Source organism: Streptomyces sp. NPDC090083, assembly GCF_044747445.1.
Classification (GTDB): Bacteria; Actinomycetota; Actinomycetes; order Streptomycetales; family Streptomycetaceae; genus Streptomyces.
In genome coordinates this window covers 219,312-231,720 of the sequence record NZ_JBIVED010000006.1, presented here as the reverse complement: position 1 = coordinate 231,720, position 12,409 = coordinate 219,312, and the positions used below count along the sequence as shown (strand labels likewise).

At 69.1% G+C, this 12,409-nt stretch carries 12 protein-coding genes and 1 riboswitch; of the genes, 6 read left to right on the top strand and 6 right to left on the bottom strand.

All coding sequences use genetic code 11. The features are described from left to right. Positions 1-19: 19 nt before the first annotated feature. The 5 genes from ACIPTO_RS23010 to ACIPTO_RS22990 form a co-directional block, all read right to left on the bottom strand. A complete protein-coding gene (locus ACIPTO_RS23010) occupies positions 20-502 on the bottom strand; it encodes an NUDIX domain-containing protein (protein WP_401195069.1) in 483 nt (160 codons plus the stop codon). A 122-nt stretch (positions 503-624) separates the two neighbouring features. Beyond that, positions 625-1,536 carry a LysR family transcriptional regulator gene (locus ACIPTO_RS23005; protein ID WP_401195067.1) on the bottom strand — a complete coding sequence of 304 codons (912 nt, stop codon included), beginning with the start codon at positions 1,534-1,536 and terminating at the stop codon, positions 625-627. A gap of 228 nt (positions 1,537-1,764) precedes the next feature. Continuing rightward, entirely contained in the window at positions 1,765-2,922 is a 1,158-nt protein-coding gene (locus tag ACIPTO_RS23000) for a cystathionine gamma-lyase (protein WP_401195065.1), read from the bottom strand. Beyond that, on the bottom strand, positions 2,919-3,410 hold the full coding sequence (locus ACIPTO_RS22995) for a low molecular weight protein-tyrosine-phosphatase (RefSeq protein WP_401195062.1): 492 nt from the start codon (positions 3,408-3,410) through the stop codon (positions 2,919-2,921). The genes ACIPTO_RS23000 and ACIPTO_RS22995 overlap by 4 nt, the downstream gene beginning before the upstream one ends. Before the next feature lie 7 nt (positions 3,411-3,417). Then, a complete protein-coding gene (locus ACIPTO_RS22990; protein WP_366318818.1) occupies positions 3,418-3,795 on the bottom strand; it encodes a phage holin family protein in 378 nt (125 codons plus the stop codon). Positions 3,796-3,843: 48 nt separating this feature from the next. Between ACIPTO_RS22990 and ACIPTO_RS22985 the strand changes: the two genes are divergently transcribed. The 4 genes from ACIPTO_RS22985 (at position 3,844) to ACIPTO_RS22970 (ending at position 6,830) form a co-directional block, all read left to right on the top strand. Beyond that, the gene (locus tag ACIPTO_RS22985) at positions 3,844-4,161 is read left to right on the top strand and encodes a cupin domain-containing protein (RefSeq protein ID WP_366318820.1); all 318 of its coding nucleotides are present in this window, start codon (positions 3,844-3,846) and stop codon (positions 4,159-4,161) included. Between the two features lie 177 nt (positions 4,162-4,338). Beyond that, a complete protein-coding gene (locus ACIPTO_RS22980) occupies positions 4,339-4,551 on the top strand; it encodes a DUF5326 family protein (protein ID WP_366318822.1) in 213 nt (70 codons plus the stop codon). Between the two features lie 1,007 nt (positions 4,552-5,558). Further along, positions 5,559-6,293 carry an IclR family transcriptional regulator gene (locus ACIPTO_RS22975; RefSeq protein WP_401195469.1) on the top strand — a complete coding sequence of 245 codons (735 nt, stop codon included), beginning with the start codon at positions 5,559-5,561 and terminating at the stop codon, positions 6,291-6,293. Positions 6,294-6,392: 99 nt separating this feature from the next. Then, positions 6,393-6,830 carry an SsgA family sporulation/cell division regulator gene (locus tag ACIPTO_RS22970; RefSeq protein ID WP_401195059.1) on the top strand — a complete coding sequence of 146 codons (438 nt, stop codon included), beginning with the start codon at positions 6,393-6,395 and terminating at the stop codon, positions 6,828-6,830. 569 nt (positions 6,831-7,399) lie between these two features. On the opposite strand, the gene ACIPTO_RS22965 is transcribed toward ACIPTO_RS22970, so the two are convergent. Continuing rightward, complete coding sequence (locus ACIPTO_RS22965; protein WP_401195057.1) at positions 7,400-8,950, bottom strand: YibE/F family protein; 1,551 nt, start codon at positions 8,948-8,950, stop codon at positions 7,400-7,402. 71 nt (positions 8,951-9,021) lie between these two features. Beyond that, positions 9,022-9,211, top strand: a riboswitch (TPP riboswitch). Here ACIPTO_RS22965 and thiC point away from each other — a divergent pair. Together thiC and ACIPTO_RS22955 are read left to right on the top strand one after the other, a co-directional pair. Beyond that, positions 9,204-11,042 carry a phosphomethylpyrimidine synthase ThiC gene (gene thiC / locus ACIPTO_RS22960; RefSeq protein ID WP_401195055.1) on the top strand — a complete coding sequence of 613 codons (1,839 nt, stop codon included), beginning with the start codon at positions 9,204-9,206 and terminating at the stop codon, positions 11,040-11,042. Its footprint overlaps the riboswitch before it by 8 nt. Positions 11,043-11,245: 203 nt before the next feature. Further along, complete coding sequence (locus ACIPTO_RS22955; protein WP_401195053.1) at positions 11,246-12,253, top strand: hypothetical protein; 1,008 nt, start codon at positions 11,246-11,248, stop codon at positions 12,251-12,253. The last annotated feature ends 156 nt before the right edge of the window (positions 12,254-12,409 follow it).

The following is a 12,409-nucleotide window of genomic DNA, read 5'->3' as shown; positions in this document are numbered from 1 at the left end:
TGACCCGGTGCCGGAGGCGTCAGCCCAGGTCGGGGGCGTGCATCGCAAGGACCCCTTCGATGTTGCCGTCCAGGTAGTGCCGTAGAGACAGGGGCACCAGGTGGACGGACGCGATGCCGACTCTGGTGAACGGGACTCTGACGATCTCGTACTCGCCGAGGGGCTCGTCCACTTCGGGGCCATGGCGCAGGGCCGGGTCCATGGACTCCAGGTGGCAGACGAAGAAGTGCTGCACCTTCACGCCTGTCGAGGCCGCGTCCGCGCCGATGTGCTCGACAGTGTCCACGAAGCAGGGAACCACGTCGGCGATCTTGGCGCCCAGCTCTTCGTACACCTCGCGGTGTAGGGCGTCGACGACGGTGGTGTCCTCGGGTTCGACGCCGCCACCGGGTGTGACCCAGTAGGGATCGACACCGGGCTTGGTGCGCTTGATCAGGATCAGGGCGTCGCCGTCGAGGAGAACAGCACGTGCGGTGCGCTTGACCACGGGTCGGACGGTCATGGGAGAAATGTGGCCCGGCTGGTTCCACGTGAAACATCGCGGAACGTGACCTCGGCAGTTCGGAGCGTGATGTTTCACGTGGAACCAGCGGATGCGCCCCGGAATGGCGGCAAAGTCCCTGGTCAGCCCCAGTGGGTGGCCGCCCGGTGCAGCCACTCGTGGGCGCGGGCGATGTGCGGCATCGCCAGAGTGCCGGTGCGGACCACCAGGAAATATGTCCGCAGCGGCGGAATCGCGGGTTCGTGGAGCGGGACGACCTCGCCGCGCTTCAGCGCCAGCGCGCACAGATAGCGAGGCAGCACCGCGAGCCCGGCGCCCGCGATGGCGCACGCGAGGACCGCGCGGAGGTCCGGCACGATCACGGTGCCCGGAGCGGCCGGACGGGAATCGAAGACGGAAGCCCAGTACCGGGAGACGAAGGGCAGCGACTCATGGACCTCGATCACCGGAAGGTCGTCCAGGACTGGCGCGCCCTTGGTGTCGGGTCCGGGCTGCGCGGAGTCGAGCCGCTCGGCCCGGTGCGGGGCGGCGACCAGGATGTGCTCCTCGTCGCAGAGTGTCGTCGCGGTGAGCAGAGCGCCGCGCGGACGGGCCGTACTGATGGCCAGATCATGGTGTCCGGCGGCCAACCCCTCCAAGGTCTCCTCGGCGTTCCCGAAGGACGCCCGCAACGCGAAGCCCTGGCCGTCGTCGCGGGTCAGCTCGGTGAGCGCGGGCAGGGCCCGCTCGGCGGTGAACTCGGGGGGACCGGCGAGGTGCAGGGTGCGCAGTGAGGCGTCATTGTCAGGGCCCGTCTCGGCAATCTCCACGAGGGCGTCGAGATGAGGGGCGGCCTTGTGCGCGAGTTCGTCGCCCATGGTTGTGGGGGTGACCCCGCGGGCCTGGCGCAGGAACAAGGGGCGGCCCAACTGCCGTTCCAGGGTGCGGATCTGGGACGTCACCGCCGGCTGGGAGAGGCCCAGCAATGCCGCGGCGCGGGTGAAGGAGCCGGCCCGGTGCACAGTGACGAAGGTGCGCAGCAAGGCCAGATCCATGGCTCGCACGCTCCTTTCCTCACCCTTTCTCCGGCCCCGGGCAGGGCCCAACTATAAATAAGTCGATAGGTTTCTGTCGCTACTGTGATTGGACACTGACACAGAGTCAACTAGCCTTGCTTGCGCGGTTCTTCGCGCGCAGAACCGAGGACGGTCCGAGCCACGAGGGGGGAGGCTCGGACCGTCCGTCGTGCGTAGCCGGGCACCGGCCGACGGCACGTAAGGCGCTCACCGCGCCGACTCGTCCAGCGCACGCAGCACATCGGCCACCAGGTCCTCGGGGTCCTCGGCACCGACCGAGAGGCGCACGAAGCCCTCCGGCACCGCGTCCCCGCCCCAGCGCGCCCGCCGCTCGGCGGTGGACCGCACCCCACCGAAGCTCGTCGCGTCGTCCACGAGCCTCAGCGCCTCGAGAAAACGGTCGGCACGCGCGCGCGTGGGCAGCGTGAACGACACCACACACCCGTAGCGCCGCATCTGCTGCGAGGCGATCTTGTACGACGGGTCGTCGGGCAGCCCCGGGTAGCGCAGCCCCGTCACGTCCTCCCGGTCGCGCAGGATCTGCGCGAGGGTCAGCGCGGTGGCGTTCTGCCGGTCGACGCGCAGCTGGAGCGTGGCGATCGAGCGGTGCGCGAGCCAGGCCTCCATGGGCCCGGGGATCGCGCCGACGACCTTGCGCCAGCGGCGCACGGCGGCCATCGCGGTCGCGTCGGTCCCGGCGACGTATCCGAGGAGGACGTCCCCATGGCCGGTGAGCTGCTTGGTGCCGCTCGCCACCGCGAAGTCGGCGCCGAGTTCCAGCGGCTGCTGTCCCAGGGGCGAGGCGAGGGTGTTGTCGACGGCCACGAGGGCGCCACGCGCGTGTGCCGCGTCCGCGAGCCGCCGTATGTCGCACACGTCGAGGCCGGGGTTGGACGGCGTCTCGATCCACAGCAGCTTGGCGCCGTCGAGAAGGTCGAGCTGAGCGTCCCCGCCGGTCGGCGCGGTGCGCATCTCGATGCCGTACGCCTCCAACTGCTCGCGCACCAGGGGCAGCACCTGGTAGCCGTCGTCCGGCAGGACGGCCACGTCGCCCGCGCGCAGCTGGGAGAACAGCACCGACGAGATGGCGGCCATCCCGGAGGCGAACACGAGCGTCTCGACGTCGTCCCGCCCGGGCGCCTCCAGCTCGCCGATGGCGCGCTCCAGGTGGGTCCAGGTCGGGTTCTCGTCCCGGCCGTACTTGTACGGTCCCGTCGCCTCGCCCGGGAGATGGAAGTGCGCGGCGAACACCGGCCCGGGGAGCGTCGGTTCGTACTTCACCGGCTCGGGCAGACCCGCCCGGACCGCGCGCGTGCCGTCCCCCGCGCCGTTCCCGATACCTCCGGTTGTCGCGGAATCACTCATACCGCTCGTCCCTCCACTTCCTCACGCACCGTGGCGAGCAGCCCTCTGCTCGCCGCCTCCACCATCTCAAGACACTCCTCGAAGCCGTCGAGGCCCCCGTAGTACGGATCCGGTACGTCGAGGTCATCGGGGGCGTCGGGGTCGTAGGAGCGGAGCAGGTGGACCTTCGCGGCGTCCTGCTCGGTCGGGGCCAGGCGGCGCAGGATCTTGCGGTGGCCGGAGTCGAGGGCGATGACGAGGTCCAGGCGGGCGAACCAGGAGGCGTGGAAGCGGCGGGCCACGTGGTCGGTGCCGTAGCCGTGCTCCTCCAGGACGGCGACGGCACGCGGGTCGGCGCCGTCGCCCTCGTGCCAGCCGTCCGTGCCCGCGCTGTCGACCTCGACCAGGCCGTCGAGCCCGGCCTCCGCCACCCGCGCGCGGAAGACCGATTCGGCCATCGGCGAACGGCAGATGTTCCCGGTGCAGACGAAGCTGACGCGGTACGTCATCGCGTGCTCAGTCCCCCTCGGGGAGGACGACGTTGAGCGCCCAGGAGACGACCGAGATGATCAGGCCGCCCAGGACGGCGGTCCAGAAGCCCTCGACATGGAAACTCAGGTCGAGCTTGTCGGCCAGCCACGAAGTCAGCAACAGCATCAGCGCGTTGACCACCAGGGTGATCAGGCCGAGCGTCAGGATGAACAGCGGGAAGGTCAGCACCTTGACGATCGGCTTGACCAGGAAGTTCACCAGGCCGAAGACAAGGGCGACCAGGAGCAGTGTCCAGACCTTCTTGAAGGTGCTGTCACCGGTCAGGGTGATCTTGTCGAGGATCCATACGGCGACCGCCAGGGCACCCGCGTTGGCGATCGTCTTGACTAGGAAATTCTTCATGTGTCTGATCGTGACAGAAGAGATCGACTCCGAGCGTGGACGAGGGCGATGAAGGCATTCCGGTTGGACGAACTGGAGGCGGAGCGTGCCGCCAACGACGGTGCGTACCTGCAGTTCCTGCGCGAGAAGAACATGTCGGTCGGCCTGTACGCGCTCGATTCCGGTGAGCACGACCCGCAGCAGCCGCACAACCAGGACGAGGTGTACTTCGTCGTGAGCGGCCGGGCCGCGATCACCGTCGGCATGGAGACCACTCAGGTGGCACGAGGCAGCGTGGTCTATGTGCCGGCCGGCGTGGCCCACAAGTTCCACCACATCAGCGAGGACCTGCGGGTGCTGGTGGTGTTCTCTCCACCGGAAGCCTGAGCCGCGTCTCAGGGTTCCCTAGGGGGACGGTCAGGGGAGGACAAGGGATGCGCGGCCCCCGTTCGGCCTTCGCCCGCCCTAGCATCGAGTGCAGGACATCAGAGATCCGGTGCGGGAGTACCGGACACAGACCGGACCCGGTTCGAGCGACGGGCGGAGAGGTACAGGACGAGGACAATGCGAGAGATCTTCGCGGGACTGCCGTGGTGGGTGAAGTGGGTCGCGGTGCCGGTCATCGCCCTGGTCGTGTTCGGCGGTCTGATAGCGACCGTCGTGGGCTTTGTCATCGGGCTGCTCTTCAAGGCGCTGGTCTTCGTGGCGCTGGTCGGCGGACTGGTCTACATCGTGCGGAAGTTCACGTCGAGTTCCTCCTCGCGCGGCGACTGGTGAGGTCCCGCGGGGCGACCGGTGATCGGTAACAGGAATCACCGGTTCCCTCGGCCGGGGGAAGTTTCCCGGACAGGCCGTCTGCGGACGGCGGCGGGTCGTTAAAGTCCGGAACTCGACGCGGGGACGAACCCCGCGAGCGGCGTACCCCCCGTGTTCCCCGCACGGGCCGCCCCCTCCCGCTCCGGAAGTGACCTTTGGCCACGGTTGACACCGCATCCGTAGAACAGCCCCACGCACCACCCACCCCGCCGGTCCCGCCCACCTGGCCGCGCGCGGTGGCGATCCCTGCGCAGCTACGACCCGTGGCTGTGTCCGCGCAGGCGAATCCCGGGGGAACTTCGGCCCAGGCAGGTCCCGGGGGGCTTCCCGCAGGGCTTCCCACGCGGCTCCGGCCGGTGACGGCCTCTGTGCAGCCCCCTTCCGTGGTGACTCCGGTCCAGCCAGGGCCCGTAGGGGTTCCCGTGCAGATCCGGCCGGTGGTGGATGCCGTGTCGCCTCGACCCGCCGCAGATGCCGTGCCGGTGAATGCCACGGCGGCCCCTGCGCCGATCAGTTCCGTGGCGGGCCCGGCGCAGCTACGACCCGACATGGACGCCGCGCAACCGCATCCCATGGCGGCCTCCGCGCAGCTGCATCCCGTGGCGGCCTCCGCGCAGACTCGTTCCACGGCAACCCCGGCGCACCTAGCCCCCGTTGGGGCTCCCACTCAGCTCCGACCGATGCCGGACGCCCCGCCGCTACGCCCCGCGACAGCCTCCGCGCCGACACGCCCCGCCGCAGGCGCTCCGCCGCAACGACCCGTGACAGCCGCCCCACGATCCCGTCCCGTCGCGGCACCGCCGCAGCAGCGTTCCGCTACGACCGTTGCTGGAGCTGGAGCTGGAGCTGGAGCTGGAGCTGGAGCTGGAGCTGGAGCTGGAGCTGGAGCTGGAGCTGGAGCTGGAGCTGGAGCTAGGGCTGGCGCCGACGCCGGGGTCTCCGGTCCGCAGGCGTCCGCCGCCACGCTCATCGGGTCCGTCCAGCGGGCCATGCGTCTGCTGGAATCCGTTGCTGCGCACGCGCACGGGGCGCCCGCCAAGCAACTGGCCCGGGAGACCGGCCTCGCTCTTCCCACCGCCTACCACCTGCTGCGCACCCTCGTGCACGAGGGCTATCTCCGGCGTGACAAGGGGTTGTTCTTCCTCGGGGAGGCGGCCACGAGGCTGAGCAGCAACGGGGCGCAGGAGAAACGTCGCAGCACGATCGTCGACGCGTTGGCAGGTTGGCGGGATTTGATCGGTGTGCCGGTGTACTACGCGATGTACCGCGATGGCGAGATCGAGGTTCTGTGCGTCTCGGACACCCCCGGCAATCCGGCGGTCCAGGAGTGGGCGGGCTTCCGTGAGACGGGGCACGCGCACGCGGTCGGGCAGTGTCTGCTGGCCCAGCTGGACGACGGCGCGCGCCGCGACCACCTCGACCGGTACCCCGTGCGATCCCTCACCCCGTACACCGTTCGGGACGACCGCGCCCTGCTGCGGCGCCTGGAACGCATGGGGCGGATGGAGCTGGTGGTGGAGCGTCAGGAGTACGCGCTGGGCACGGTCTGCGCGGCGGTCCCGATCACGTTCGGCACCACGGCGGCCACGATGGCCCTGTCCCTGCCCTCGCACCAGGCCGGACGGCTGCTGATCGCGGCCCGCCAGTTGCAGGCCGAGGTCAGCAGGCTGGTGGGGTCGCTCGAGCTCTCTATCAGCATCTGAAAACTTACTCCTTGTGATCTAACGTGTACGTTCAGCAATATTCCTTCAGTGTCACGGGGATCATTCCCGGCCACTCGGCGGCAATTGACGGGATAGGCGATGCACGAGTCTGTACAGGCAGAGGTCATGATGAGCTTCCTCGTCTCCGAGGAGCTGTCCTTTCGCATCCCGGTCGAGCTGGGCTACGCGACGTCCGATCCGTACGCCGTGCGGCTGACCTTCCATTTGCCGGGTGACGCCCCGGTGACCTGGACCTTCGGTCGTGAGCTGCTGATCGACGGGCTGGGCATGGCGTGCGGGGAGGGCGACGTGCGGATCGAGCCCGTCGACGTCGAGACGCTGGGCGAGGTGCTGATCCGACTTCAGGTGGGCAGCGACCAGGCGCTGTTCCGCACGGGAGCAGCACCGCTCGTGGCGTTCCTCGACCGCACCGACCGGCTGGTTCCGCTCGGTCAGGAAGCGGCCCTGGCGGACTTCGACACCCACCTCAGCGAGGCGCTGGAACGCATCCTCGCGGAGGAGCAGAGCGCGGGGTGACGCGTGGGGCGTCGGTGGGAGCGGGAGTTGGCGTAACGCTTCGCCACCCGTGCGGGAGCGCTTGAGCTCTTGGCTGCGCGGGAGGGGCTGGAGGCGCTGTGAGCCTCAGGAGTCCTTCGGGCGCCTCGAACGCCCCGGAGTTCCCCCGGAGGCGCGGAGCTCCGCAGTAACGCTTCTGCGTGGCTTCCTGGGGCGGTTCCCGCCGCATGCGGTGCTTGCCGGTGCCGGTGGCGGTGCTGCCTGTGCCGGCAACGGTGGCGAGGGCGGGGCGAGTGCCGGGGCCGGGGCATGGTCCGGTGGCGAGGCTGGAGTTGGGGCACGGTCCCGTCCTTGCGGCACCCAGCCATTGCCCTCGTCAACCAGGAGCACCACGCCGCCCGCCGCCCGCCGCCCGCCGCGCACCCGGCCTTTCCGGAACCTCAGCCCTTGCGGAACCTCAGTGCTTGGGACGGCCCGAGCGGTTGCGGAGCCTGAAGGCTGACGGCGGCCCAGAGGCTGTGGACAGAGACCGCGGAGCCGGAGTGCCGGCGAGCGCCCAGGGGCTGCGGCGCCTCAGAACCCGGAACGCCTCATCGCTTGCGCCGTCGGCCCTTCCCGCCCCGGGCCGGCGCGGGCTTGGCGCCCGGCGCCGCCGTGGACGCCGTAGCCGAACCGGTCGCACCCGCCGCACCAGCTACGCCCGCGCCACCCGGTACACCCGCTGCCCCGGCAGGAACCGCCTCGCGTCCCGGGCGGTCCGCCGAGACGACCAGGGCCGCGAGGGCCGTCGTGACCGGTACCGAGGCGACCAGGCCGATCGAGCCGACCAGTGTGCGCACGATCTCCTCGGCGACCAACTCGCTGTTGGCGACCGATCCCACGCTGCTCTGGGCGATGGAGAAGAGCAGCAGCAGGGGCAGCGCGGCGCCCGCGTAGGCGAGGACGAGGGTGTTGACGACGGACGCGATGTGGTCGCGGCCGATGCGGATGCCGGCGCGGTACAGCCCGCGCCAGCCCATCGACGGATTGGCTTCGTGCAGCTCCCACACCGCTGAGGTCTGGGTGACCGTCACATCGTCGAGCACACCGAGCGAACCGATGATGACGCCGGCGAGCAGGAGACCGCTCATGTCGATCGACGGGTACAGCCCGTGGATCAGGCCCGTGTTGTCGTCCGTGTTGCCGGTCAGCGCGGCCCAGCCGATGAACACCGAGCCCAGGACGCCGATCAGTACCAGCGACATCAGGGTGCCGAGCACCGCCACGGACGTACGGGCCGACAGGCCGTGGCACATGTACAGGGCGATCAGCATGATGGCGCTCGATCCGACCACCGCGACGATCAGCGGGTTCGAGCCGTGCAGGATCGCGGGCAGGATGAAGAAGTTCAGGATCATGAAGCTGATGGCCAGCGCGATCAGCGCCATGACTCCGCGCAGCCGGCCCACCACCACGACGGCCAGTGCGAAGATCCCGGCGAGCAGCGCCATCGGGAACTTACGGTTCACATCGGTGACGGAGTACTGCAGATCCCTGGGCGCCGAGGGTTCGTACGCGACCACGACCTTCTCGCCCTGATGCAACTGCCGTGACTGGTCGGGCTGGACGATCTCCGTAAACGTACGGCCCTTGTCCTTTCCGGTGGAGACCGTGACCGTGGCCTTCTTGCAGGTGCCGGCCGCTTCCTGCGCCGCGGAGGAGCCCTCGGCGGTGGAGGTGTCCCCGGTCGAACCCCCGCCGGACGCGTTCACCGACGCGCAGCTCACGCTGACGACCTTGGTGACCGTCGCCTGCTGGGTCTGCCGGTCGAAGCCGACGCCGGTGCGCTTGTGCGAGGGGGCGCCGCCGGGCCACAGCACCACCATGCCGACCACGACCGCCACGGTGAACGGGATCAGGATCGCCGCGATGACCTTCCGCAGATGCCGGGAGACGGGGGCGGCGGGGCCGTGGCTGTGCGAATGACCGTGCCCACCGCCGCCACCGGACCCGTGTCCACCGTCCGCACCCGAACCGTGGCCGTCCGAACCGTGCCCGCCCGGTCCGTGGTCGTGCCCCGAACCGTGGTCGTCGCCGGATCCATGGTCGTGGCCATGAGGCGGCCCGGTCGGCGGGTACGGAGGCTGCTGTGTCGTGGTCACCGCCCGATCATCGCAAGAACGCCGGAGGCCCACTGTTCACCGCGCCACTTATGGCGCTAGCGTGGAGGCACCTTTGCACACGCGGGAGCTCGGAGCACCGGGCTGAGAGGGCGCTGACCTTCGTCTCTGCGATGTTTCACGGGAAACGTCACCTGAATCGAGTGATGTTTCACATGAAACATCGGCTGACGGAAGCCGCTGCGTCGACCGCCGAACCTGTTACCGGGTAATGCCGGCGTAGGGAGTAGGTCTCATGACCAACAAGGACGCACGCACGCCTGCCTTCAGCCAGGACGAACAGCCCATTTCGGGCGATGAGTCCGCACGGGCCGAACAGCCCACGGAGGCCGGGAAGTCCATCGGCTGGCACAAGGGGTACGTCGAGGGCTCGCGCCCCGATCTGCGGGTGCCGGTCCGTCAGGTGCACCTCACCAACGGGGAGTCGGTGACGCTGTACGACACCTCGGGCCCGTACACCGATCCGCTCGTCGACACCGATGTCCGCAGGGGACTGGCGCCGCTGCGGGAGAACTGGATCATCGCCCGCGGCGACACCGAGGAGTACGCGGGCCGGCCCGTCCGTCCCGAGGACGACGGGATCAAGCACACCTCACCGCGCGGCGGCCTGCGCAACCTGGACGCGGTCTTCCCGGGCCGCCCCCGTCAGCCGCGCCGAGGCCGTGACGGTACGGCGGTCACGCAACTCGCCTATGCGCGACGGGGCGAGGTCACCCCCGAGATGGAGTTCGTGGCCGTACGCGAGAACGTCGAGGCCGAGGTCGTCCGCGAGGAGATCGCGGCCGGGCGCGCGGTGCTGCCCGCCAACGTCAACCACCCCGAGATCGAGCCGATGATCATCGGCAAGCGGTTCCTGGTGAAGGTCAACGCCAACATCGGTAATTCCGCGGTCACCTCCTCCATCGAGGAGGAGGTCGACAAGATGACCTGGGCGACGCGATGGGGCGCCGACACGGTGATGGACCTGTCCACCGGCCGCAACATCCACACCACGCGCGAGTGGGTGCTGCGCAACTCCCCCGTCCCCATCGGCACGGTCCCGCTCTACCAGGCGCTGGAAAAGGTCGACGGCCGCGCCGAGGAGCTGACCTGGGAGATCTACAAGGACACGGTCGTCGAACAGGCCGAACAGGGCGTGGACTACATGACCGTCCACGCGGGCGTGCGGCTGCCGTTCGTACCGCTGACGGCGAACCGCAAGACGGGCATCGTCTCGCGCGGCGGCTCGATCATGGCGGCGTGGTGCCTCGCGCACCACAAGGAATCGTTTCTGTACGAGAACTTCGAGGAACTGTGCGAGATCCTCGCCGCGTACGACGTCACGTACTCGCTCGGCGACGGCCTGCGGCCCGGCTCGATCGCGGACGCCAACGACGAGGCACAGTTCGCGGAACTGCGGACTCTCGGGGAACTCAACACGATCGCGAAGCGTTTCAATGTTCAGACGATGATCGAGGGCCCGGGACACGTCCCGATGCACAAGATCAAGGAGAACATCGACCTTCAGCAGGAGATCTGTGATGAAGCTCCGTTCTATACGCTCGGCCCGCTGACGACGGACGTCGCGCCTGCGTACGACCACATCACCTCCGGCATCGGTGCCGCGATGATCGCCTGGTGGGGCACGGCCATGCTCTGCTATGTCACGCCCAAGGAGCACTTGGGCCTGCCCAATCGTGACGACGTCAAGACCGGCGTCATCACCTACAAGATCGCCGCCCACGCAGCCGACCTCGCCAAGGGGCACCCCGGTGCACAGGTATGGGACGACGCGCTGTCCGACGCCCGCTTCGAGTTCCGCTGGGAGGACCAGTTCAATCTGGCCCTCGACCCGGACACGGCACGGGAGTTCCACGACGAGACGCTTCCGGCCGAGCCCGCCAAGACCGCTCACTTCTGCTCCATGTGCGGGCCGAAGTTCTGCTCGATGAAGATCAGCCACAGCATCACAGCGCAGTTCGGCGGTACGGCGGCTGCGGGGGCGACGGCCGAGGAGGTCGCCGAGGGGATGCTGCAGAAGTCGAAGGAGTTCGCGGCGAGCGGGAACCGGGTGTATCTGCCGATGGCGGACTGACGTCCGTCGACTGACGTCAGTGGCCTGATGCCAGCGGACTGACGTACGTGCACTGACGTCAGTGGACTGGTGCTGTGCCGGAGGCAGGGTGTGGGGAGGGTGTCTTCGGCACAGCAGCGCCATCGTGCGCACAGGGGCGACGGGTGTTACGGGGATAACGGGGCTAACAGGGACGAAGGGTGTTACGGGGATGAGGGGGAGTCTTGATCGTTCTCAAGGTGACGGCCGAGGCGCAGTCGCTGGTGTGGAACGGCGATGATCTGGTCGATCCGGTGGGTGGCCGCCGCTGGGGTCCTGACGGCGTCGAGCAGCATGCCTCGGTCGTCCACGGGTCTCCCTTCGACCGGTGCGTCGCCTCCCCCTCCGGTCGCTACTCCGTCGTCTATGCCGAGCGCGGTACCGAGGCGTTGCTGCTCGATGGCGACCGGCTCGTCCGTGAGCTGAGTCGCAGCTACGACCACGCGGAGGACTTCGACTACGCGGTGGCACTCGGGACGTTGCGCGGCGGCCGCGAGGTTCTGGTCCACTGCCCGGAGGAGTACAACGTCCTTGAGATCGAGGACGCGGAGTCGGGCGAGCGGCTCACCGTCGGCGAACGACGTCCGAGGGACGTCTTCCACTCGCGGTTGGAGATGAGCCCGGACGGGACACACCTGCTCTCGGCCGGCTGGCTCTGGCATCCGCACGGGATCGCCGAAGTCTTCGACGTGGCCCGCGCGTTGACGGACCCCGCCGTGCTCGATGACCGTGGCGTGCTGCCGTCGGAGCCAGGCGTCGACGATGAGGTCGTCTCGGCCTGTTGGCTCGACGGCGACCGTGTGGCTGTGGCGACCGGGGAGCTGGCTCTCGATGACGAGGGGTTCTCTGTCCTGGGCCCGGGACAGTTGGGAGTGTGGTCACTCTCGGCAGGGCAGTGGACCCATCGCAGCCGGGTCGACTTCTCCGTCGGCACTCTGATCGCGCGGGGCGACACGGTCGTCTCACTTCACGGGCATCCGCGGCTGGTCGATGTCACGACGGGTGCCGTGGTGGCGGAGTGGCCCACCGTGGAGGTGTCGCGAAGAGACGGCAGCTACGGGGCCACCCACATCCCGACGCCCGTTGCCGCCCTCCACCCGGACGGCACCCGCCTGGCCGTGGCCCAGCCGGAGAGCATCGCGATCATCACCCTTCCGGAAAGAGAGGACTCGCGACTGCCTGCTCCGGGCTGAAGCTGTCCTCGATGAAGACCTCCCCCGGGGCACCCACCGTGAGAGACATCGCCGTGAGCACGGCGGAAGCCGTGAGGAGAATCAGGCCGGAGAGAGGAGAACCAGGCGGCCGAGGAGAGGAGAACCAGGCTACGCTCACCGGCGCCGATCAGCCAC

Excerpts from the sequence above, each read along its gene's own strand:
- ACIPTO_RS22995 (WP_401195062.1), bottom strand. The coding sequence starts at position 3,410 with ATGACGTACCGCGTCAGCTTCGTCTGCACCGGGAACATCTGCCGTTCG.
- ACIPTO_RS22990 (WP_366318818.1), bottom strand. The coding sequence starts at position 3,795 with ATGAAGAATTTCCTAGTCAAGACGATCGCCAACGCGGGTGCCCTGGCG.
- ACIPTO_RS23010 (WP_401195069.1), bottom strand. The coding sequence starts at position 502 with ATGACCGTCCGACCCGTGGTCAAGCGCACCGCACGTGCTGTTCTCCTC.
- ACIPTO_RS23000 (WP_401195065.1), bottom strand. The coding sequence starts at position 2,922 with ATGAGTGATTCCGCGACAACCGGAGGTATCGGGAACGGCGCGGGGGAC.
- ACIPTO_RS22985 (WP_366318820.1), top strand. The coding sequence starts at position 3,844 with ATGAAGGCATTCCGGTTGGACGAACTGGAGGCGGAGCGTGCCGCCAAC.
- ACIPTO_RS23005 (WP_401195067.1), bottom strand. The coding sequence starts at position 1,536 with ATGGATCTGGCCTTGCTGCGCACCTTCGTCACTGTGCACCGGGCCGGC.
- thiC (WP_401195055.1), top strand. The coding sequence starts at position 9,204 with ATGACCAACAAGGACGCACGCACGCCTGCCTTCAGCCAGGACGAACAG.
- ACIPTO_RS22970 (WP_401195059.1), top strand. The coding sequence starts at position 6,393 with ATGCACGAGTCTGTACAGGCAGAGGTCATGATGAGCTTCCTCGTCTCC.
- ACIPTO_RS22980 (WP_366318822.1), top strand. The coding sequence starts at position 4,339 with ATGCGAGAGATCTTCGCGGGACTGCCGTGGTGGGTGAAGTGGGTCGCG.